Annotated in this window: 25 protein-coding genes; 18 read left to right on the top strand and 7 right to left on the bottom strand. The window is 33.4% G+C overall.

The window, feature by feature from the left end:
• Positions 1–56 precede the first annotated feature (56 nt).
• The 4 genes from LQ673_RS10400 to LQ673_RS10385 all read left to right on the top strand — a co-directional run bounded on the left by LQ673_RS10400 (position 57) and on the right by LQ673_RS10385 (position 4,576).
• Positions 57–1,244 (top strand): glycine C-acetyltransferase, encoded by a 1,188-nt coding sequence (locus LQ673_RS10400; RefSeq protein WP_191836249.1) that lies wholly within the window; start codon positions 57–59, stop codon positions 1,242–1,244.
• A gap of 387 nt (positions 1,245–1,631) precedes the next feature.
• Positions 1,632–2,594: an L-threonine 3-dehydrogenase gene (locus LQ673_RS10395; protein WP_037589928.1), complete on the top strand. Its 963-nt coding sequence runs from the start codon at positions 1,632–1,634 to the stop codon at positions 2,592–2,594.
• 106 nt (positions 2,595–2,700) lie between these two features.
• A complete protein-coding gene (locus LQ673_RS10390; protein WP_025904875.1) occupies positions 2,701–3,795 on the top strand; it encodes a branched-chain amino acid aminotransferase in 1,095 nt (364 codons plus the stop codon).
• Between the two features lie 70 nt (positions 3,796–3,865).
• Positions 3,866–4,576 carry an HAD family hydrolase gene (locus LQ673_RS10385; protein ID WP_191836250.1) on the top strand — a complete coding sequence of 237 codons (711 nt, stop codon included), beginning with the start codon at positions 3,866–3,868 and terminating at the stop codon, positions 4,574–4,576.
• 49 nt (positions 4,577–4,625) lie between these two features.
• Here LQ673_RS10385 and LQ673_RS10380 read toward each other — a convergent pair whose 3' ends face one another.
• Positions 4,626–5,294 (bottom strand): deoxynucleoside kinase, encoded by a 669-nt coding sequence (locus tag LQ673_RS10380; RefSeq protein ID WP_025904877.1) that lies wholly within the window; start codon positions 5,292–5,294, stop codon positions 4,626–4,628.
• Positions 5,284–5,898, bottom strand: coding sequence for a deoxynucleoside kinase (locus tag LQ673_RS10375; protein ID WP_037589930.1), 615 nt, complete (start codon positions 5,896–5,898; stop codon positions 5,284–5,286). The genes LQ673_RS10380 and LQ673_RS10375 overlap by 11 nt, the downstream gene beginning before the upstream one ends.
• A gap of 83 nt (positions 5,899–5,981) precedes the next feature.
• On the opposite strand from LQ673_RS10375, the gene tadA reads away from it, so the two are divergent.
• The 4 genes from tadA (at position 5,982) to LQ673_RS10355 (ending at position 8,737) form a co-directional block, all read left to right on the top strand.
• Entirely contained in the window at positions 5,982–6,449 is a 468-nt protein-coding gene (gene tadA, locus LQ673_RS10370; RefSeq protein ID WP_107617734.1) for a tRNA adenosine(34) deaminase TadA, read from the top strand.
• 59 nt (positions 6,450–6,508) lie between these two features.
• On the top strand, positions 6,509–7,378 hold the full coding sequence (locus tag LQ673_RS10365; protein WP_107576865.1) for a Cof-type HAD-IIB family hydrolase: 870 nt from the start codon (positions 6,509–6,511) through the stop codon (positions 7,376–7,378).
• 104 nt (positions 7,379–7,482) lie between these two features.
• Positions 7,483–8,061 (top strand): NADPH-dependent FMN reductase, encoded by a 579-nt coding sequence (locus tag LQ673_RS10360; RefSeq protein ID WP_037589932.1) that lies wholly within the window; start codon positions 7,483–7,485, stop codon positions 8,059–8,061.
• A gap of 268 nt (positions 8,062–8,329) precedes the next feature.
• Positions 8,330–8,737: a GNAT family N-acetyltransferase gene (locus tag LQ673_RS10355; RefSeq protein ID WP_191836251.1), complete on the top strand. Its 408-nt coding sequence runs from the start codon at positions 8,330–8,332 to the stop codon at positions 8,735–8,737.
• Positions 8,738–8,802: 65 nt separating this feature from the next.
• On the opposite strand, the gene folE2 is transcribed toward LQ673_RS10355, so the two are convergent.
• The 4 genes from folE2 to LQ673_RS10335 form a co-directional block, all read right to left on the bottom strand.
• A complete protein-coding gene (gene folE2 / locus LQ673_RS10350; RefSeq protein ID WP_048541390.1) occupies positions 8,803–9,681 on the bottom strand; it encodes a GTP cyclohydrolase FolE2 in 879 nt (292 codons plus the stop codon).
• A gap of 18 nt (positions 9,682–9,699) precedes the next feature.
• Positions 9,700–10,368 (bottom strand): bacillithiol biosynthesis deacetylase BshB2, encoded by a 669-nt coding sequence (gene bshB2, locus LQ673_RS10345; protein ID WP_037589936.1) that lies wholly within the window; start codon positions 10,366–10,368, stop codon positions 9,700–9,702.
• 12 nt (positions 10,369–10,380) lie between these two features.
• Entirely contained in the window at positions 10,381–10,740 is a 360-nt protein-coding gene (locus tag LQ673_RS10340) for a YojF family protein (RefSeq protein ID WP_025904884.1), read from the bottom strand.
• Between the two features lie 77 nt (positions 10,741–10,817).
• Positions 10,818–11,624 carry a MurR/RpiR family transcriptional regulator gene (locus LQ673_RS10335; protein ID WP_037589937.1) on the bottom strand — a complete coding sequence of 269 codons (807 nt, stop codon included), beginning with the start codon at positions 11,622–11,624 and terminating at the stop codon, positions 10,818–10,820.
• 125 nt (positions 11,625–11,749) lie between these two features.
• Here LQ673_RS10335 and LQ673_RS10330 point away from each other — a divergent pair, with 125 nt between their 5' ends.
• The 4 genes from LQ673_RS10330 to LQ673_RS10315 all read left to right on the top strand — a co-directional run bounded on the left by LQ673_RS10330 (position 11,750) and on the right by LQ673_RS10315 (position 15,155).
• Positions 11,750–13,285, top strand: a complete 1,536-nt coding sequence (locus tag LQ673_RS10330) for a PTS transporter subunit EIIC (RefSeq protein ID WP_037589938.1) — start codon at positions 11,750–11,752, stop codon at positions 13,283–13,285.
• 15 nt (positions 13,286–13,300) lie between these two features.
• Positions 13,301–13,969, top strand: coding sequence for an N-acetylmannosamine-6-phosphate 2-epimerase (locus LQ673_RS10325; protein WP_191836252.1), 669 nt, complete (start codon positions 13,301–13,303; stop codon positions 13,967–13,969).
• A gap of 2 nt (positions 13,970–13,971) precedes the next feature.
• Positions 13,972–14,712 carry a glucosamine-6-phosphate deaminase gene (gene nagB / locus LQ673_RS10320; RefSeq protein WP_037589941.1) on the top strand — a complete coding sequence of 247 codons (741 nt, stop codon included), beginning with the start codon at positions 13,972–13,974 and terminating at the stop codon, positions 14,710–14,712.
• A 104-nt stretch (positions 14,713–14,816) separates the two neighbouring features.
• Entirely contained in the window at positions 14,817–15,155 is a 339-nt protein-coding gene (locus LQ673_RS10315) for a hypothetical protein (protein ID WP_228065195.1), read from the top strand.
• A gap of 699 nt (positions 15,156–15,854) precedes the next feature.
• Here LQ673_RS10315 and thiD read toward each other — a convergent pair.
• Positions 15,855–16,685: a bifunctional hydroxymethylpyrimidine kinase/phosphomethylpyrimidine kinase gene (thiD, locus tag LQ673_RS10310; RefSeq protein ID WP_025904890.1), complete on the bottom strand. Its 831-nt coding sequence runs from the start codon at positions 16,683–16,685 to the stop codon at positions 15,855–15,857.
• A gap of 114 nt (positions 16,686–16,799) precedes the next feature.
• On the opposite strand from thiD, the gene LQ673_RS10305 reads away from it, so the two are divergent.
• The 6 genes from LQ673_RS10305 to gltS all read left to right on the top strand — a co-directional run bounded on the left by LQ673_RS10305 (position 16,800) and on the right by gltS (position 23,027).
• Entirely contained in the window at positions 16,800–17,456 is a 657-nt protein-coding gene (locus LQ673_RS10305) for a uracil-DNA glycosylase (RefSeq protein WP_204171096.1), read from the top strand.
• Positions 17,456–17,791 carry a DUF5327 family protein gene (locus tag LQ673_RS10300; protein WP_107565237.1) on the top strand — a complete coding sequence of 112 codons (336 nt, stop codon included), beginning with the start codon at positions 17,456–17,458 and terminating at the stop codon, positions 17,789–17,791. Before LQ673_RS10305 ends, LQ673_RS10300 begins: the two co-directional genes overlap by 1 nt.
• Before the next feature lie 20 nt (positions 17,792–17,811).
• On the top strand, positions 17,812–18,174 hold the full coding sequence (locus LQ673_RS10295; RefSeq protein WP_025904893.1) for a DUF423 domain-containing protein: 363 nt from the start codon (positions 17,812–17,814) through the stop codon (positions 18,172–18,174).
• A 52-nt stretch (positions 18,175–18,226) separates the two neighbouring features.
• Positions 18,227–19,705 carry an APC family permease gene (locus LQ673_RS10290; protein ID WP_037589944.1) on the top strand — a complete coding sequence of 493 codons (1,479 nt, stop codon included), beginning with the start codon at positions 18,227–18,229 and terminating at the stop codon, positions 19,703–19,705.
• A gap of 328 nt (positions 19,706–20,033) precedes the next feature.
• The gene (gene murE / locus LQ673_RS10285; protein ID WP_191836690.1) at positions 20,034–21,533 is read left to right on the top strand and encodes a UDP-N-acetylmuramyl-tripeptide synthetase; all 1,500 of its coding nucleotides are present in this window, start codon (positions 20,034–20,036) and stop codon (positions 21,531–21,533) included.
• A 285-nt stretch (positions 21,534–21,818) separates the two neighbouring features.
• A complete protein-coding gene (gene gltS / locus LQ673_RS10280; protein WP_107576873.1) occupies positions 21,819–23,027 on the top strand; it encodes a sodium/glutamate symporter in 1,209 nt (402 codons plus the stop codon).
• Positions 23,028–23,158: the final 131 nt, after the last annotated feature.

Here is a 23,158-nt window from a genome sequence, read left to right as displayed (position 1 = left end):
ATTCTTTGATTTTGATGTGTTATGATTGAGAAAAAGTGCTAAAGGAGAAGGTTTAAATGGTACAAACATTAGATTCATTCTTACAAACAAATTTAAATGAATTAAAAGACAATGGCCTATATAACGAGATTGATGTCGTTGAAGGTGCAAATGGTGCTGAGATTACAATTGGAGGTAAAAATTACATTAACTTATCTTCAAATAACTATCTTGGATTAGCAACAGATGAAGATTTAAAGAAAGCTGCTAAAGATGCGATAGATTCTCACGGTGTAGGTGCGGGGGCAGTACGTACAATTAACGGTACATTAGACTTACACAGAGAACTTGAAGAAACTTTAGCTCAGTTCAAAGGTACTGAAAGTGCAATTGCATACCAATCAGGCTTTAACTGTAACATGGCTGCTATTTCAGCTGTTATGAATAAAAATGATGCAATCTTATCTGATGAATTAAACCATGCTTCAATTATTGATGGTTGTCGTCTATCTAAAGCAAAAATTATTCGTGTTAATCACTCAGATATGGATGATTTAAGAGCGAAAGCTAAAGAAGCGGTTGAATCAGGTCAATATAATAAAGTTATGTACATTACAGATGGCGTATTCTCAATGGATGGAGACGTAGCAAAATTACCTGAAATTGTAGAAATTGCTGAAGAATTTGGTTTAATCACATATGTTGATGACGCGCATGGTTCTGGTGTAATGGGTAAAGGCGCAGGAACAGTTAAACATTTCGGACTTCAAGACAAAATTGATTTCCAAATCGGAACACTATCAAAAGCAATTGGTGTTGTAGGTGGTTATGTAGCTGGTACTAAAGATTTAATCGACTGGTTAAAAGTTGCTTCAAGACCATTCTTATTCTCAACTTCATTAGCACCTGGGGATACTAAAGCTATTACAGAATCAGTTAAAAAATTAATGGCTTCTACAGAATTACATGATAAATTATGGGATAACGCTAATTACTTAAAAGAAGGCTTAAAAGCAAAAGGCTTCGATATTGGTCATTCAGAAACACCAATTACACCTGTAATTATCGGTGAAGAGAAAAAAGCTCAAACATTTAGTAAGAAATTAATGGACGAAGGTGTGTATGCGAAAGCAATCGTATTCCCAACAGTTCCAAGAGGTACAGGCCGTGTAAGAAACATGCCAACAGCCGCTCATACAAAAGAACAACTAGATCAAGCAATTGATATTTATGAAAAAATAGGTAAAGAATTAGGATTACTATAATTAATATTTCATCAAGCGCATGGGACAAATGAAAACGTCCCATGCGCTTTTAATTTATAGCGATTGAGGCGATAGTTAGTAACAAAACTTGCGGGTTTTGTAATTAAGGGAGCTGTTAGTAACAAAACTCTGTACTTTTGTAATTAAGGGAGCCGTTAGTAACAAAACTCTGTACTTTTGTAACGAAACGTACCGTAACTAACATTTTATTCTCAACTTATGTATTACAATACGATTGTTTTTTGTATTAGGTAACTTTATTTATCTTTCTAATGTACTTCTGAAGTATACAAAACGATAAAAATATAGTAAAATATCATTGAAGAAAGCGTTTTTGTCTTTCTTGTGCGTACAAATGAACATTTCAACAATACAGGAGGATTTAAAATGAAAAAGATAATAATCACTGGGGCGTTAGGACAAATAGGGACAGAATTAGTTATAAAGTTAAGAAATAAATATGGTAATGAAAATGTATTAGCGACTGATATTAGAGAACCAGAAAGTGACAGCGAAATTAATAATGGACCATTTGAAATTTTAGATGTTACAGATCAAGAAAGATTTCATGAATTAGTTAAAAATTTCAATGCAGATACTTTAATGCATATGGCGGCATTACTTTCAGCAACTGCTGAAAAGAATCCACTATTCGCTTGGAATTTAAATATGGGTGGATTAGTGAATGCACTTGAAATAGCACGTGAATTCGATATGCAATTCTTCACACCAAGTTCAATCGGTGCGTTTGGACCAAATACACCTAAAGATATGACTCCACAAGTTACTATTCAAAGACCAACTTCAATGTATGGTGTAAACAAAGTAGCTGGGGAATTATTATGTGACTATTACTACACGAAATTTGGCGTAGATACTAGAAGTATGAGATTTCCTGGGTTAATCTCTTACGTTAAAGAACCAGGTGGCGGTACAACAGACTATGCAGTGGAAATTTATTTCAAAGCTATCAGAGAAGGAAGATACGATAGCTATATTGATAAAGGTACATTTATGGATATGATGTTCATGGATGATGCTATTGATGCAATCATTAAATTGATGGAAGCGGATAGTTCACGATTAATTAACCGTAATGCATATAATGTGAGCGCAATGAGCGTTGATCCTGAAACAATTAAAGCAGCTATCCAAAAACATATGCCTGATTTCGAATTAGGTTATGATGTGGATCCAGAAAGACAAGCAATTGCTGATAGCTGGCCAAATTCTATTGATTCAACTTGCGCGAAAGAAGAGTGGGACTTCTCACCAACTTATGATTTAGAAAAAATGACTTCATTAATGCTTAAAGCTATTGAAGAAAAAGATAATTTAGCTAAACAGTAATTTTATTGTGTATATTTTTTAAATTTTCCAAAAATTCATTGAATAACGCCTCTATGACTGATATACTTGATAACATTAATTATTAATTAGCCTAGGAGGAATCATTATGACAGAAACATTTTACGTAGAAAAGCGTGAACAGCTTAAAGAGAAACCGGATTTTTCAAATTTGGTCTTTGGCGAAATCTTTACTGATTATATGCTATCTATGTCATATAAACAGGGTGAAGGCTGGTCAGAGCCTAAAATAATTCCATATGGGCCGATTACGTTGTCACCAAGTGCGCAAGGGCTTCATTATGGACAAACAGTGTTCGAAGGAATGAAAGCATATAAAGATGGTGATGAAGTTACGTTATTCAGACCTGACCAAAATTTCAAGCGAATTAATTTATCTTTAAAAAGACTTGAAATGCCTCAAATCGATGAAGAAAAAGTGTTGAACGGTTTAATTCAACTTATTGATTTAGAGCGCGATTGGATTCCAAGTGGAGAAGGTCAATCTTTATATGTTAGACCATTTGTATATGCAACTGAACCATACTTAGGTGTGCGTTCTTCTACGGACTACGAATTTTTAGTAATACTTTCTCCAGTAGGCGCTTATTACGGTGATGATCAAATGAAACCAACAAGTATATATGTTGAAGATGAATATGTACGTGCTGTAAGAGGTGGCGTTGGATTTGCTAAATGTGGTGGTAACTACGCAGCAAGTTTAATCGCGCAAACACGTGCTAATGAACTAGGATTTGATCAAGTATTATGGTTAGACGGCGTTGAACAAAAATACATCGAAGAAGTCGGAAGTATGAATATATTCTTCGTCATCGATGGTAAAGTTGTGACACCTGAGTTGAATGGTAGTATTTTACCAGGTATTACGCGTAAAACAGTTCTCGAACTTGCTCGAGAGTTAGGTTATGAAACTGAAGAGAAACGATTATCTATTGATGATATTATAAATGCTCATCATGACGGTCGTTTAACAGAAATTTTCGGGACAGGAACTGCAGCCGTTATTTCTCCAGTAGGATTCCTAAAATACGAAGAAGCTGAAATTACAATTAATAATAATGAAATCGGTCCGGTTACTCAAACGTTATTTGATGAATATACAGCAATCCAAACAGGTAAGAAAGAAGATAAACATGGTTGGAGAGTTGTTGTAGGACAAGAAAGCCACATTGAAATTGTGTAAATAAATTCAATAATAAGAAAAGAGTCTGAGACAGTATCTGTAGCAGGCTCTTTTTTAAAGGAGTAAAGTGATGATTAAATGGTTATTATTTGATAAAGATGGGACATTGCTTAAGTTTGATGAAACATGGTCTGAAATATCACTTGTGATGATCGATCGTTTTGTTGAGAAATATCATATAGAGCAGAAACAAGCATTACAAGAAGCGTTAGGATATGTAGACGGACAATTTCTATCAAGTGGTATATTAGCATCAGGAACATTAGCTGATATCGTACGTGTGTTTACACAATTTGAAGAAAATGCTGATCCAAAAGAAATTGAAGACTGGACAGTACAATTAAGCAAAGATTTAATCGCAGAGTACGAACCAGAAACGATCGTTATAGAAGGAATGGTAGAAACATTAACCGCATTTAAAGAGAAATCATACCAAATCGCAATTATAACAAGTGATGATATCGACGGGACAAATCGATTTATTCAAGATGCAGGTGTAGGTCATTTAATAGATGAAAAAATAACTGCATCTATTAACGGTTACCAAAAGCCAAATCCAAAAATGGTAGAAGACTTTTATGAAAAATGGAACGTATCACCAGACGAAATTGTGATTATAGGCGATACACCAACAGACATACAAATGGGTAAGAATGCACACTTCAAGAAAGTTATTGGCGTTCTGAGCGGTACAGGTAATAAAGAAGATTTATCAGATGCAGACTTTATTTATCAAGATATTAATGAATTTTACGCACAAGAAGCGGAATGGAGTAAATAAAATAAATGGCCATAAATATGCTTATAACAGCATGTTTATGGCCTTTTTATTATTTCACGCGTGTATCGATTGAACGGTGTGTTTCAATCACATGCGCAATTTTATCTATAATATGGTTAATGGAATCTGGATCTTCATATAAGTCATAGTCGTTAATATTTACACGTACAACTGGACATTCTGTAAAGTTGTTAATCCAATTATCGTAACGTGAGAATAATTTTTTCCAATATGCTTCATCTGTTTCGATTTCCATTTGACGTCCACGTCTTTGGATACGTTGAATGACGTCGTTATAGTCACATTCTAAATAGATTAATGCGTCTGGTTTAGGGAAGTAAGGTGTCATAACCATTGCTTCAAATAATTCTCTATACGTCGCATAATCTTCTTCAGTCATTGTGCCTTGTTCTTCGTGCATTTTAGCAAATATATCAACGTCTTCATATATTGAACGGTCTTGAATAAATCCGCCACCATATTCGAACATTCTCTTTTGTTCTTTAAAGCGTTCTGCTAAAAAGTAAATTTGTAGATGGAAGCTCCAACGTTCAAAGTCGTGATAAAATTTTTCTAAATAAGGGTTGTTATCGACTTTTTCAAAAGAAGTCTTGAAGTTTAGTCGTTCGCTAAGTGCTTGTGTTAAAGATGATTTTCCAACACCAACAGTACCAGCAATTGTGATGATAGCATCATTTGGTATGACTTTATTTGTCATGTATAATCTCTCCAATCAAAGGTTGTAATAAGTTTAAGACTTGTTGATAATCTGCGGTGTTATTCACGAAATCTAAATGAGAAGTATCGATTTGAATAGCATCAATTTCGTTTTTTACTTCTTCATAAAATTGATTATAGTCACGTTTAAGTTGAGCTAAATAATCATTTTCAATTTGAGTTTCGTACGATCTATTTCGATGGGCAATTCGTTGTTGAAGTACTTCGAGGGATGCATCGAGAAAGATAATTTGGTCAGGCATGCGAATATCTTCAGTTAAGATATCATAAATTCTACTAAATTTATCAAATTCAGTTTCATTTAATGTGTTTTTAGCGAAAATCTTATTTTTAAAGATATGATAGTCGCTCACAATACCATTAATATTTTCTAAATCGGTTAACTGTTTGTAACGATGACACAAGAAGAACATTTCGGTTTGAAAGCTCCATTTAGAAATATCGTCATAAAAATCACTTAAATATGGATTCTCATCAACAATTTCAAATTCTTCAGTGTAATGGAGCGCTTCAGCAAGCTTTTTCGTTAAAGAGCTTTTCCCGACGCCGATTGGTCCTTCAATTGCGATAAAGGTTTTTTTCATATATATCTCTCCAGATGTTAAAATAGACATACCTATTCTATCACAAATTAAACGGAGTGAAATGTGACGTGCATGAAAAATATATGAAACTTGCAATTGAAGAAGCAAAAAAAGCTTGGGCAATGGATGAAGTACCGATTGGCGCAATAATTGTTTATAAAGATGAAGTAATTGGCAGAGGGCATAATTTAAGAGAACATGATCAAAGTCCTGTAGCGCACGCTGAGATGATTGCGATACAAGAAGCGGCCAAGCACCTTAATTCATGGCGTCTTGAAGAGACAACATTATATGCTACGTTAGAGCCTTGTGTGATGTGTTCAGGCGCTATTGTTATGAGTAGAATTCCTCATGTCGTATACGGCGCGACAGATTTAAAAGGCGGTTGTAGTGGTAGCTTAATGAATTTAATAGAAGATACACGATTCAATCATCGGGCTACAGTTGAAAGAGGGATACTCGAACAAGAATGTGGTGACATGTTACGAACATTTTTTAAGGAAAAAAGGATTTTAAAAAAACAAATTAAGCAGAATAATACAGATTCATAGAGATTATTACGGTTATTTGTTAAAATTTATGTTGAATATAAAGAAAAGAGGTTACTTTCATGATTAAGTTAATCGCAACAGATATGGATGGTACTTTATTAAACGCTGCACATGAAGTTTCTAATGAAAATTATGAAGCAATAAAGTATGCACAATCTAAAGGGATAACTGTCGTTATAGCTACGGGTAGAGCATTTTATGAAGCAAACAGTCCAATTGAAAAAACAGATTTAACATTACCATATATTTGTTTGAATGGTGCAGAAGTAAGAGATGAAGAATTCAACATCGTTCATACATCTAAATTAACACGTCCATTAATCAACAAAATCACAGGCGTCTTAAATAAAGAAGATATTTATTATCAAGTATATACAAACTTCGGTATATATACAGAAGACCCAGAAAAAGATTTAGAAATCTACGTTGATATCGCTGAAAAAGCAGGTCAAAAAGCAGATGTTAAAAAAATTCGTGCCAACATTCAAAGTAGAATTGACAACGGTACTTTAAAAACGGTTGATAGCTACGATGAAATCGAAAATAGACCAGGCGAAATCATTTTGAAAATATTAGCATTCGCGAGTGACTTATCTAAAATTGATAGAGCCAAAGCTGAAATTTCTGAATCAAAAAGTTTAGCTGTATCTTCATCATCAAGAGGGAATATCGAAATTACACATTCAGATGCTCAAAAAGGTATCGCTTTAGAAGAAATCGCAAATCAATTAAACATCCCAATGTCAGATGTAATGGCAATTGGTGATAATTTAAATGACGTTTCTATGTTAGAAAAAGCAGGCTATGCAGTTGCCATGGAAAATGGTGCGCCCGAAGTTAAAGAGATAGCAGATTATGTTACAGACACTAATGAACACAGTGGCGTAGGTAAAGCGATTATACATGCACTCAAAGATTATGACCGCTAAAACATCGTCCAAAAGAATGATTTTTCTATAAATTTAAATTCATACTTTTTTTGTATGTTATAATGGTCGGTAATGATAATCATTAAAATTTTGAGGTGACAACATTGAAAGTATTACTTATTGTAGGTAGCGCAAAACAATATTCACATACACATGCACTAGCACAATTTGTTCGAGGTAATTTAGAAGAACAAGGTGCAGAAGTAACATTGTTTGATTTATATGATAAACCAATACCGTTTTTAGATGTATCAGGCAAGCATTTAAATGACGAACGCGTTAAAGATAATGTAAATGAATTACGTGAGAAAGCTGAAGAAGCCGATGCAATTATTATCGGTACACCAAATTATCACGGTTCATATTCAGGTATACTGAAAAATGCATTAGATCATTTAACGATGGATCAATTTAAAATGAAACCAGTTGGCTTAATATGTAACAGTGGTGGTATGCGCAGTACAGAACCATTATCACATTTACGTATTATTATGAGAAACTTATTAGGTATTGCTGTGCCAGTTCAAATCTCAACACAAGATGCAGACTATGGTAAAACAGAAGACGGCACATATTATGTAGATGTAGATGATATTAAATTACGCGTTAAATTATTTACAGAACAAATCACAAAATTAATACAAAATAACCCATGGATTGAAACAGAAGAAGTAAATTCATAATAAGAGGAGAGCAACAGCTTAGGCTGTTGCTCTTTTCTTTATAGAGAAAGGTGGAAATGTCGGGATGGGAGTGGGAAATATGGACCGATACGAAAAATTATCGGTCCAGAAACAGGAAATATGGACCGATAAAAAAATTTATCGACCCGAAAACGAGCCTACCACCCCATATAACATCACAATCCACCATAATAATGTATAATTACCTTAATGCAATAATAAGTGATTTTGATAACTTGATGATCAAGCATTAATAGGAGGTATTACTATGGAATATTCAATAAAGAGAATACCTGGCAATGAAGATTTACAAAAGTTATATTTAAGTGTCGGTTGGGATGTATATGTAAAGAATAATGAAGATATGACTGTGCTTTTAAAAAATGCATGTTACTTTGTAACTGTATGGGATAATGATCATTTAGTTGGATTGACTAGAGTTATTAGTGATGACCATTCAATTGCATATGTACAAGATATTCTTATAGATCCTGATTATCAAGGTAATGGAATAGGTAGCAAACTTTTAAATATGATTAAAGAACGATTTAATCATGTCAGACAAGTTGTATTAATGACGGATACATCAGAAAAGACTATCAATTTTTATGAAAAGAATGAGTTATTGTCATTAGATAAGTATGGCTGTACTGCTTTCATGAAGATCAACCAATAGCCCTCCCGTATCCACAAACAAAAAAACGGACCGACTGTTCTACGTCGGTCCGTTCTCTATTTAAATTACTTAGTATATTTTAATCTTGCGAATGCGTCGTGTTGATGTATAGATTCTTCATTTCGGCATTCGATCTCGAATCCTTGAATCCATTCTAATTCTACTAAATCAGCTGCTACTAATCTAATTAAATCTTCTACAAATCTTGGATTCTCATATGCTCTTTCTGTAACGGCTTTTTCGTCTGTTCGTTTCAAGATTGGGTATAACATTGAACTTGCGTTAGCCTCCATACCGTCTAATACAATATCTTTGTAGTTATCTGGTAGGCTTACTTCTGGATCTAAATCAATTAGGACTGTGATAATACCACGCTGATTATGAGCTGAGTATTCACTAATTTCTTTAGAACATGGGCATAACGTTGTTACAGGTACTTCTATACCTAAAGATTTCTTTGTTATTTTATCTTCTGAAACGGATAAGATATATCTAATATCTGCATGACCGACTGCCTTTTGGTTTGTAACTGGGCTAAAGCGGTTAAAGAACCATTTTGCTGTTACATCTACTGATGCAGTATTTTGAATCATTGCAGTTTGTAGTGTATTTAATAATGTTGTTAAATGATCGAAATCTAGTTTCACACCGTTATCATAATGTTTTTCAACACTTTCGATAATACGGCTCATATTAATACCTTTTTCGTCTTGATTTAAACTTGTTGAAAATTCGAAGTTTCCAACTGTTTGAAAATCATCAATTCTTACAGGGTAAATTAAGTTCTTGATACCAACATGTTCAATTTCGAACAGGAAATCTTTCTTAGAGCTTTGTAAATCAGGCATCTTTTCTTTTTCAGTTGGCTTCGTACCTTTAATAGGGTCAACTGAACCGAAATATTTCCAGCGCGCTTCACGTGTTGATAAATCTAATTGTGTCATTCACATTGCCTCCACTATCTATTCAATATGATATGTCCAGAAATGTTCTGTCTTCATCCACATATCTTTAGCCGCTTCACCTTCTTGAGTATTTGAAGCAAGGTTTTGTAACATTGGACCTGTTTGAGACGCATGAGCTTTAAGGACTTTCATCTTGCGTTCTTCGTATCCAGTAATATCTATATTAATATCCGGTTCTCCTAAATCGCTGTATGTGTCATTACTAAATGCCACAAGGTGTAATTTAGGTCTTGCTGATGCTTCCATACGACTGACTGTTCTTACAACTGATTCTGCAGTTGCTTCATGGTCAGGGTGAACGGAATAACCAGGATAGAATGAAATAATCAATGATGGGTTAAGTTCATCTATTAATGATTTTACCATATTATCTAATTCATCTTTAGGTTCAAATTCGATTGTTTTATCTCTATAGCCCATTTTTCTTAAATCCGTGATACCGATCGCTTCAGCTGCTGCATCTAATTCACGTTCTCTTATAAATGGTAAAGATTCACGTGTAGCAAAAGGTGGGTTACCTAGGTTACGGCCCATCTGTCCTAACGTTAAACATGCGTAAGTTACTGGTGTACCATTGTCCACGAACTTACTTAATGTACCAGATGTTCCAAATGCTTCGTCGTCTGGATGTGGAAAAATAACTAATACTTGTCTTTCGTCATTCATTGTATTCACCTCTTAATCCTTGAAAGGATTGCTACTAATTTCTAAAGTTGCAGCAAGTTGTCCTTCGTAATTTAGTCCCGCTATTAATAGTTCGTTATTTTCAGTTACTTCATAATGTGTTAATCCTTGAACATAAACCCAACCGTTGTTGTCTAATTTTAAACCAACACGATAAGGTTCTTTATTACCGCCCGTTAAATGTGCGTGTGTAAAAGTAACTTGAATATTTCTTAAAAATGTACCAGCATTAAATACTTTGCTATCAAAATGGTTTGCATAAGCACCATTTGTTGTTTCTACATGGAGATAAACTGGCTTATTTTCATATTCCGATATTAGTGATTGTACTTGATCTACTTGAATTAATTCCATGCCTTTCACTCCTCATAGTATATACTTTACTATTCTACTAAATTCTTGAGTAAATTTATATACATTCTGCTCACAAGTTATGATTTATTGTCTTGAAGTATGACATCTCTCGTATGCTGATAAAGATTCATATTATCTTGTCGCTCTAACAACATATAACTGACAACATCAATCAAGAAATGTGCTGAAATTTGTGTGTTAATAAATTGTTTATCGTTCACTCTCGTTTGATCAATCGTCATGATGACAATGTCAGAATAAGCAGTCAGTTCACTGCCAGCATAGTTTGTAATCGCAATAACAGTTGCCCCTTGAGATTTCGCAATTTTAGCAGCATTAATCAGTTCTTCTGTCTTGCCACTATTAGAAAAAGCAATTAACGCATCATTTCTATCTAATAGCGAAGCACCAATTTTCATTTGATGCGCATCAGTTACAGAACTTCCAGCTATGCCCATTCTCATCGTTCGATAATAGAATTCAGTTGCCGTTAAACCAGAACTCCCTAAACCTGCAAAAAGTGTTTGTCGACTATTAGTCAAAATATCAATCAGTTGATTAATTTTATCATTAGATATAAATTCACCAGTTTGTTGTATAAGCGTTTGATGATATTCATGGATTCTTTTAATGAGCGGAACGTTTTGAATATCCGTCTTCTCATAAGTTTGTTGAATATTGAACTTCATATCTTGAAAATGTTGATAGTTCAATTTATGACTAAATCTTGTAATGCTAGAAGTTGATACACCAATTGCATAAGCTAAAGAAGTAATTGTTGAAAAATGATCACCAACTGGATGATCGAGTATAAATCTAGCAATCTTTTCATCGGACTTTGTGAAAAGGTATGAAAATTGTTGAATACGATTTTCAAAATTCATGAAGGACACCTCAATTTATAGAATAAATAACATTATAATTGAAAATATTTTTCAAAACAAATAATAAAGTTGACTATAATTTTCATGGTGTTATATTTAGGGTAAATAGGGAGGTAGGTGTTCGAATGAGTAAAATTTTTGATAAAGCACAGCAATTCGGGAAATCATTTATGTTACCCATAGCAATTTTACCTGCAGCAGGGTTGTTATTAGGTATCGGTGGTGCTTTAAGTAATCCAAACACAATTAAAGCATATCCGATTTTAGACGTAGATTTATTACAGTATATATTTATTTTGATGTCATCAGCGGGGAATATCGTTTTTGCGAATTTACCAGTATTATTCGCAATCGGGGTTGCGATAGGCTTGGCAAGAAGTGATAAAGGTACAGCAGGTTTAGCAGCAATGTTAGGATTCTTAATTATGAATGCGACGATGAACGCATTATTAACGATTACGGATAATGTTGCAGCACCAGAAGCATTAGCTAAAGCAGGACAAGGTATGGTACTTGGTATTCAAACTGTCGAAACAGGTGTGTTCGGTGGGATTATCGTCGGTATTATGACTGCCATGCTACACAATAAATATAACAAAATCACATTGCCACCGTTCTTAGGGTTCTTTGGTGGATCAAGATTCGTACCGATTGTAACGTCAATTGCGTCAATCGTACTAGGTGTTATTTTGTTCTTTGTTTGGCCAACGATTCAAGGTTGGATATTCAATGCGGGTGGTCTTGTTAATAAAACAGGAGTCATCGGGACGTTTATTTATGGATTTATATTACGTATGCTTGGGCCATTTGGCTTACATCATATATTCTACTTACCATTCTGGCAAACTGCACTTGGTGGTACGATGGAAATCAACGGGAAAATTATACAAGGGACTCAAAATATCTTCTTCGCACAATTAGGAGATGCAGATTTAACACATTATTATTCAGGTATTTCAAGATACATGTCTGGTCGTTTTATTACAATGATGTTCGGTTTGCTTGGTGCAGCTTTAGCAATTTACCACACAGCTAAACCAGAGAAGAAAAAAGTAGTAGGTGGCTTAATGCTTTCTGCAGCATTAACATCATTCTTAACAGGTATTACTGAACCACTTGAATTTAGTTTCTTATTCATAGCACCAGTATTATATGTTATCCATGCAATATTTGATGGTTTAGCATTTATGATGGCTGACATATTTAACATCACTGTCGGTCAAACCTTTAGTGGCGGATTCATTGATTATATCCTCTTCGGTGTGTTACAAGGGAATAGTAAGACGAACTATTTATTAGTCATTCCTATCGGTATAGTTTGGTTCTTCTTATACTATGTGACTTTTAGATTTTTAATTACGAAATTTAACTTTAAGACACCAGGACGTGAAGATAATGAAGCGGTTCAAACTGTTGAAGCAAGTGAACGTGCCGAAACAATTATTAAAGGTTTAGGTGGAAAAGAAAACATAGATACAGTCGATTGTTGCGCAACAAGATTACGTGTAACGATTAATGATGAGCATTTGTTTAACGAAGATCTCATTAAGACGACAGAATCAAGAGGTATCGTCAAAAAAGGAACAGGTATTCAAATCATTTATGGTCCGCATGTTACGACTATAAAAAATGAAGTAGAAGAAGCGTTAGAAAATCAATAAGGAGTGTTTTTATAAATGTTACCACAAGGATTAATCGTGTCATGTCAGGCTTTACCGGAGGAACCATTACATTCATCTTTTATTATGAGTAAGATGGCGTTAGCTGCATCTCAAGCAGGTGCTAAAGGTATTAGAGCGAATACGAAAGAAGATATTATCGCTATTAAAGAAGAAGTTGATTTACCGGTAATCGGCATTGTAAAACGTGATTATGAAGGTTCAAAAGTATTTATCACAGCAACTTCAAAAGAAGTCGATGAATTAATTGAAAGTGGTTGTGAAGTTATTGCGTTAGATGCGACGAAACAAGAAAGACCTAAAGAGTCACTTGAAGAACTTGTTTCATATATTAGAGCGCATGCACCAAACGTTGAAATTATGGCAGATGTCTCTGATTTAGAAGAAGCTATTCAGGCTGATAAATTAGGATTTGACTACGTTGGTACAACTTTAAGAGGTTATACAGAATATACAAAAGGTCATGTATTATACGAAAATGATTTTCAATTTTTAAAAGAAGTATTAGACAATGTTAACGCAAAAGTAATCGCAGAAGGAAACGTTATTACACCTGAAATGTTTAAACGTGTAACAGATTTAGGCGTACATTGTACAGTTGTTGGCGGCGCTATTACGAGACCTTTAGAAATAGCGAAAAGATTTATAAAAGAAATAGAGGGATAATTATGCAAATCATGAATTTAGGATCTAAAGAGGAAGCATGCCACTATGTTGCGAATGAGTTATTAAAGCAAATTATTTCAAATAAAAAAAGTGTGCTTGGATTAGCGACTGGTGGAACGATGGTTCGTGTATACGAACAACTTGTGAACTTGATTAGAATTAATGAAATTGATTTGAGTGAAATCACGACATTTAATTTAGATGAATATATTGGTATCGATTATGATCATCCAGAAAGTTACTACACATATATGCATGACGTACTCTTTAATCATTTACCATCTTGGAACGAATCGCGTATACATTTACCAAACGGTTCGGCAGAAGATTTAGAAGCAGAAACAAAACGTTATGAAGCTTTATTAGATCAAGAAGGACCAATAGATGTTCAAATACTTGGTATTGGAGAAAATGGTCATATTGGTTTCAATGAACCAGGCACTCCATTTGATAGTGTGACAAGTATTGTGAATTTAACGGAGTCTACAATAGAAGCGAATAGTAGATATTTTGAAACAATTGAAGAAGTACCAGAACAAGCCATTTCTATGGGTATTCAATCTATTATGAAAGCTAAACGTATAATTCTATTAGCTTATGGACCGAAGAAAGCAGAAGCGATTAAACGATTATTAACAGGTGACATTACAACAGACTTACCAGCATCTGTTTTGTATAATCATCCTAATGTAGAAGTTATACTAGATAATAATGCGTATTTAAGTGAAGAAGAAGACATTTAGAGTAATAAGTCGTAGTAAAAATTCACTTGAATGATGATACTCTTTAAAGTACAATTACAACTGAGATTAGCCTCAAGAAATGGCGGGTGGAATTATTGGAAACAATGCGCATTTCATTTAACGATGAAGCGGTTTTAGATTATTGTAATATAATGGGATATCAGTATTATGAAGAAGTACCAGTTCAATACTTGTTAAGCGTACTTCGAGAGTTTAATAGTTTTAAGCCATTTATGAGAAATGATACAAAACTTAAACAAATTAAAAGTGAGTTTGAACAGACAGAACGTATTATGACGTTAGAAAATTACATCGCAGAATTAGAATGTTTAAATGAAACAAAAGAGGGAGATAATGCATTTTATCAATATCAAATGACATTATTTAAGAACCGCAAAGAAGTGGCAAAAGTCACAGCAGAATTTAGTATCATGAAATCATAATAGAAAAGCTGTACGCATGTGCGTATCGTATTGAATGAAGCCGAGACAAGAAACGTTGTCTCGGCTTTTGTTTATATTTGAGGGTTGGTTGTGAGAATTCCATGTGGTGGACTCTTATCGTTAAAAGCAGTTTTGGCTGAAGGTGCAAATAGTAGGGCTGTTATTAGCAGTTTTGGTTGAAAGTGCAAATAGTGGGGCTGTTATTAGCAGTTTTGGTAGAAAGTGCAAATAGTGAGTGCCATGTTTACAGTTGTTACGAGTTTTGTAACTAAGGCTGTCCATAGTAACACTTCGTAGTAATTTTGTAAATAAGACGGCCGTTCGTAACATTTTGGCTGAGTTTTGTAATTAAGGGTGTCCTTAGTAACACTTTGGCCGACTTTTGTAATTATAGACGTCCTTAGTAACACTTCGGCCGAGTTTTGTAATTAACACCCCCGTTATGAACAAGTTTGGCGAGAAGTGTTCACAACGCCCCCGTTATGAACAAGTTTGGGCAGAAGTGTTCACAACGCCCCAGTTATGAACAAGTTTGGCCAGAAGTGTTCACAACGCCCCCGTTATGAACAAGTTTGGTAAGAAGTGTTCACAAGACCCTCGCGTTACTAACACTTCCTATTAAAACTACAAAAAAATGCCAACAAAGTCTAAGACCTTGTCGACATTATGAAGCTGTACGCACACGCGTACAGCTTTTTATTATACTTCTTCAGTATATACTTCTATTTTTTCGATACGGTTTGAAGCGCCGTGATCTACTGGACCTACGAAGTCGTTCATTTTCCAACCGTTTTTAATAGCTGATGCTACGAATGCTTTTGCATGTATAATCGCATCTTCTGGTGATTCGCCGTTTGCTAAGTTAGCTGTTGTTGCTGCTGCGAATGTACAACCTGCACCGTGGTTATAACTTGATTGGAATTTATCTGTTGATAATAGGACATGCTTTTGTCCGTCATAATATAAGTCATAAGCTTTATCTGATTCTAAAGCTTTTCCACCTTTAATGACAACATATTGTGCACCTAGTTCGTGGATTTTTTCTGCTGCTTTTTTCATATCATCAATTGAAGTTAGTTTACCTAAACCTGATAGTTGACCTGCTTCAAATAAGTTTGGTGTAACGACTGTTGCTTTTGGTAATAGTTCTTTAATCATTGCATCAGTATTTCCCGGGTTAAGTACTTCGTCTTCACCTTTACATACCATTACAGGGTCAACTACGAAAATTTCAGCGTCTGCTTCGTCATATGTTTGACGTGCACGTTTAATAATTTCTTCAGAACCAAGCATACCTGTTTTAATTGCATCTGGTCCGATTGAAATAGCTGTGTTTAATTGTTTATCTAGTAAATCAAGAGGTAATGGTGTTACGTCATGTGACCATGTTTGTGGGTCCATTGTAACGACTGCTGTTAATGCAACCATTCCATATGTGTCATGCTCTTGGAATGTCTTTAAATCTGCTTGCATTCCAGCTCCAGCACTTGTGTCTGATCCTGCTATTGTTAAGACTTTTTTTAATGCCATTGATGATTCCTCCCAATAATTCATATATTTCATCATATCACGTTTTTTAATTGTAAAAAATAGTTATGACCTTTTCTTGAGTGCTATGTTATCATTTTTATTGAGGTGAATAATATGGATTGGCAACAAATTTTTCATAAAATAAAATCCGAACATGATTTTTCTGAAATGGAGTCATTTTTAGAAGAAGCATATAAAAGTAAGACGATTTATCCTGATAGAGAAAATATTTATCAAGCATTTGATTTAACACCTTTAGAAAGTGTGAAAGTGGTTATTCTCGGTCAAGATCCTTATCATGGTCCGAATCAAGCGCATGGCTTAGCTTTTTCAGTACAACCAGACGCAAAATTCCCACCTTCATTAAGAAATATTTATAAAGAATTAGAAGACGATATAGGTTGTAAGAGAACGACACCTCACTTGCAAGATTGGGCTAAGGAAGGTGTATTACTTTTAAACACCGTCTTAACAGTAGAAGCACATCAAGCACATTCACATAAAAATATTGGCTGGGAAATATTCACGGATGAAATTATTAAACATGTTTCCAGTGAATTAGAAGATGTTGTGTTTATACTTTGGGGTAAACCTGCACAATCTAAGATCAAGCTTATTGATACAGAACGCCATCATATTATACAATCTGTACATCCAAGTCCATTATCGGCTTATAGAGGATTCTTCGGGTCTAAACCATTTAGTAAGACGAATGAATATCTTATTGCGAGTGGTAAAGAACCCATTAATTGGTGTGGAGGTGACATTTAATGATAAGTAGATCACAATTAATTGCTGCAATAGAAGAAGAACTCGTTGCTGCTGACAATGCTTCAACAAATGAAGTCTTTAATCGCCACATGCATGCCATTCATACGTTAAGTGGATTGGTAGATAAAGAAGACGATTTAACGCACGATATTAAAGTAGAACAAAATATTTCTTCAACACCTAAACCAACACCAAAAGCAAAACCACAAATTTCAGATGAAGAAATTAGAAAAATGGGTGGTAAAGTGCGTAACGAACCATCTGTAAATAAAACAGAAAATCAATTAACAACAGATGATGGTATAGGTAATGGAGATTCAATATTTGATTTTTAAATAAGAAAGGAAGATAACAAATGAAATTATTTATTATAATAGGTGCAATTAATGCAATGATCGCTGTAGCAGCAGGTGCATTTGGGGCACATGGTTTAGAAAATAAATTATCGGCTAAATACTTAGATATATGGGGTAAAGCAACAACATACCAAATGTATCATGCACTCGGTTTAATTTTAATTGGTATTATTTCGGGCACAACATCTATCAGTTTAAACGTAGCTGGATGGTTAATGACGTTTGGCATAGTATTCTTTAGTGGTTCATTATATATACTTGCTGTAACTCAAATTAAAATACTTGGCGCTATTACACCAATTGGCGGCGTGTTATTTATAGCAAGTTGGTTATTACTCGTAATTGCTGTTTGGAAAATTTAATTAAAGGTTAATTACGTTTCACGAAATTTAAAAAAATAAGGGTGGAACATGTATGGCTAGGAAAAAGAAAGATTTATCAAGAGGAAATTTAGATCAGAACTTATCAGAAAAATTTGTGTGGGCCATTGCTTACGGCTCAAGTATAGGTTGGGGTGCATTTATACTACCAGGTGACTGGATTAGTCAGGCTGGACCATTAGGCGCTTCAATCGGTATATTTATCGGGGCATTATTGATGATTGTTATTGCCGTTAGTTACGGTGCATTAGTTGAAAAGTTCCCAGTATCAGGTGGTGCTTTTGCATTCGGATACTTAGGATTCGGTAAATATGTATCATTCTTCTCATCATGGTTTTTAACTTTTGGATATATTTGTATCGTTGCTTTAAACGCCTCAGCATTTAGTTTGCTTTTTAAATTTATTATGCCGGGATTTTTAGAACAAGGTAAATTATATACAGTAGCAGGTTGGGATGTGTACATAACTGAAATTATACTATCTTCACTTATATTGTTAATATTTGCTTGGATAAGTATAAAAGGTTCTAGTTTTTCAGGAAGTCTGCAATATATATTCTGTGTGGTATTAGCAGTTGTTGTTATACTTTTATTTGCAGGATCATTTTTCACGCATGATTTTTCATTCTCAAATCTTAAGCCTGTTGTCAATAATGACATGGGATGGCTTGCCTCAATCGTTGTAATTCTGGCAGTTGCACCATGGGCATATGTAGGCTTTGATAATATTCCGCAAACCGCAGAAGAATTTAACTTTTCACCAAGTAAGACGTTCAAGTTAATCGTATTTAGTTTGATTGCTTCAGCGCTTACGTATGTGATGATGATACTTTTAACAAGTTGGTTGTTTAAAGATGCATCATCTGTAGGTGGAGATTTATGGGTGACAGGTTCAGTCGTTCAAGAAGCCTTCTCGTTTGTTGGTTTAGCAGTATTAATCGTCGCAATATTGATGGGGATATTCACAGGATTGAACGGATTCTTTATGAGTTCGAGTAGATTGTTATTCTCTATGGGTAGAGCATCTGTTATGCCAAGCGTCTTTAAAAAGTTACACCCAAAATATAATACACCGTATGTGAGTATTATATTTATATTAGTAATGGCACTCGCTGCACCATGGTTAGGTAGAACAGCATTAACATGGATTGTAGATATGTCATCAACAGGTGTTTCAATCGCTTATTTCATAACATGTTTATCAGCATTTAAACTATTTTCATACGATAAACGAAGCATGATGTATCATCCAAAATACAAAACATTTGCGATTATCGGTGCAATTATCGCTGGTATATTCTTAGGTTTATTACTTATCCCAGGATCACCAGCAAGTTTATCATTACCATCTTATATCGCGTTGTTCATTTGGTTAGTGCTAGGTATTGTATTCTTTATGATAAGATATCCATCACTTAAGAAAATGACGAACGATGAGTTAAACTATTTAGTATTAGATAAGACAAAAGAAGAAATGATAGATTTGGAAGCCAAAACAGAAGTGAAAAAATAAAATATTAGAGAATAAGCAATTTAACGTTGCTTATTCTCTTTTTTTATCAATGCTACCATTTTTATGTTAAAAAGTAATAGATTGTAAATATAACTAGTTATTGTTAAATTTAAAATGATATTATGTAATAAAATGTGAATAAGTAATAGATAAAGTAGAGATTATATAAATCATATAGATACTACGAGCTATAAAAATTAATGTCTTCTAAAGTAAATAGACCGAAGATTAATTTAGTTAGAAATTTAAAATTGATATTAACACTAATAAAATTAATATATTAAAGGTGATAAAATTGCTAAGTATAGATACTATTAGAATCTTAAATGTGTTAAAAGAACATAATTTATTAAAAGTGATTGTTAAAAATGGAATGTATTACTATAAGCATCAAGATAATAAATTGTATGATCACATTTCATATAATTCTAAAGATATAAAAGGGAACACCTTGTTTTTTTGCAAAGGGAATACTTTTAAATATGATTATTTACGAGAAGCAATAAATAATGGTGTACATACTTATATTTCTGAAACTAGCTATCATTCAAGTATAGATAATGAATTTACTGAGGGAATCATAGTTAATGATATTCAAAAAGCGATGGCTGTTATTGCAATGGAATTCTATAATTATCCTCAAAATAAATTATCTATATATTGCTATACAGGAACTAAGGGGAAAACTACTACGGCATATTTTACAAAAAAATTATTAGATCATATTTATTGTGAAAATAAAGTTGCTATGTATACGACTATGGAAAATTCAATAGATGGCATTACATACGTTAAATCATATAATTCTACGCCAGAGTCTTTAGATTTATATAAAATGATGCATGAATCTACTCAAAAAGGAATAACTCACTTAGTGATGGAGGCGTCCTCTCAAGGATATAAAAAAAATAGACTATATAATTTAAAATTTGATATAGGAGTTTTTCTGAATATTACGCCTGACCATATAAGTCCGGTTGAACATCCAGATTTTGAGGATTACCTATCATGCAAATTACAATTAATACACAATTCAAAGAAAGTAATTGCGAATTATGATAGTTCAGTATATAAAATTATTGAGGAAATTTGTAATGAAGAGAGAAAACCTATTTTAAATTTTTCTTCTGAAAATGAAAAAGCAGATTTTTATTTAAATATTAGAAATGATTTCTCATTTTCTATAACTAATAATATAAATAAATCTGTTTTAGACAACTTGAATATTTCGTTATTGGGAGATTTTAATATTTATAATGTGTTTAGTGCTATATCGCTAATTCAATCTGAATTTGATGGAGATGTTAATTTTAAAGATATTATAAAAAATATTAGAATACCCGGAAGAATGGAAAATATTACTTTCGATAATAAATATATTTATGTTGATTATGCTCATAATTATGTGAGTCTAGATAATTTAATTTCATTAGTTAAACAAAAGCATCTTAATTCAAAGGTAAATATTTTGATTGGTAGTACAGGAAATAAGGCTGAATCACGAAGGAAGGAATTTGGAAGTCTACTCAATTTATATGCAGATCATGTATTTTTAACTGCAGATGATCCGGATTTTGAATCACCTATGGAAATTTGTAATGAAATTGCAAGTTATATAGAAGATAAATCAAAGATTGAAATTATTATTGATCGTGAGCAAGCCATTCAAAAAGCTATAGCAAGTTTAAAAGACAATCAAGTTCTAATTATTGCTGGCAAAGGTGCTGATCCATATCAAAAAGTTAATGGTATTTATGAACCATATTTAGGAGACTTCAAAATAGCAAAGAAATTTATTACATCAAATAGCAAAGAAAGTAAAATTTGATTAATAAGATAAAGAGACGTAAATAATTGGTGTTGAAAACAATAAACGGTAGAAATTCAAAATTAAAATGAATTTCTATCGTTTTTCTAATTCTTTAGATATATAACTATGTGAATATTTTACACTTATTTTTTAATAAAAGAAATTTGTATAATAATCTTTTTGTGAATTTATTTTATTTCTCATTTATAGAAGGTAGCATTATTTACTTGAGATAGGTATAATGTTCATCAGTGTTTGAAAACGATTTCTAGATAAAAATATAAGGTTTTAGGGGGAACGATAATGTTACAGTTTGATGCTGTCACAACTTTAGCTATAGCATGTGTCTTACTTTTATTAGGTGAGGGTATTGTAAATAAAGTTTCTATATTGAGACGTCTATGTATTCCTGCACCTGTTATAGGTGGCTTGTTATTTGCTATTGTAGTTGCTATTTTACAATCATTAAATGTCATTACTATTAAATTAGATTCTGATTTTCTACAGGACTTCTTTATGTTGGCATTCTTTACAACAATAGGTTTAGGTGCGTCATTAAAATTATTAAAACTTGGTGGAAAAGTACTGATTTTATATTTTATTTTTTGCGGAATTTTAGCATTTTGTCAAAATGTAATTGGTGTTTCATTATCTAAAGTGTTAAATATACCACCACTACTTGGCTTAACTGCTGGATCAATGTCCATGGAAGGTGGTCATGGTAATGCAGCGGCATACGGTAAGACTTTAGAATCATTAGGTGTAGACTCTGCGGTAACAGCGGCACTTGCTGCAGCGACATTAGGACTTGTTGCAGGTGGATTAATAGGTGGCCCTGTGGTTCGATATTTAATTAAAAAGTTCGATTTGAAACCTGGAGATGCTAAAGATACAGGTATTGATTTTAGTGAAGTGGGATATAACGAGAACTTACATAGTAGAATGAACCCTACAACAGTATTTATTGTTCAATTTACAATTATTGCAGTATGTATGGCGATTGGTACATATATTGGAGATGGATTTACGAATTTAACAGGAATTAATATTCCGGTTTATGTTGGGGCAATGTTTGTCGCAGTTATCATAAGAAACATCTCTGATTACGGAAACTTAAACATCATTGATATGAAAATTACAAACCAAGTAAGTGATGTTTCATTAAGTTTATTCTTATCAATCGCGTTAATGAGTATTAAATTAACAGAAATTTATCAGTTGGCACTACCGTTAACAATTATTGTATTAGTACAAATTGTATTTATCGTACTATTCTCAGTATTTGTCGTGTTTAGAGGACTAGGTAAAAATTATGATGCAGCAGTTATGATAGGTGGATTTATCGGACATGGACTAGGCGCAACACCAAATGCCATGGCTAACTTAGATGTTATAACTAAAAAATTCGGTGCATCACCAAAAGCATATTTAGTAGTCCCAGTAGTTGGCGCCTTCCTAATAGATTTACTAGGCGTACCAATTGTTACATTATTCATCAATATATTTAGTTAAATATAGTTGGCAATGAGATTGAGGCTGGGATATTATATTATGTCCCAGCCTTAATTAATATTCTGGACCGTTACGGAAAATTATCGGTCTAGAAATAAGAAATATGGACCGATAAAAAAATTTACCGGTCC

Source organism: Mammaliicoccus sp. O-M54, from assembly GCF_022386035.1.
GTDB lineage: Bacteria > Bacillota > Bacilli > Staphylococcales > Staphylococcaceae > Mammaliicoccus > Mammaliicoccus sciuri_A.
The sequence above is the reverse complement of the archived record's forward strand: the minus strand, read 5'-3'. Positions and strand labels throughout refer to the sequence as shown.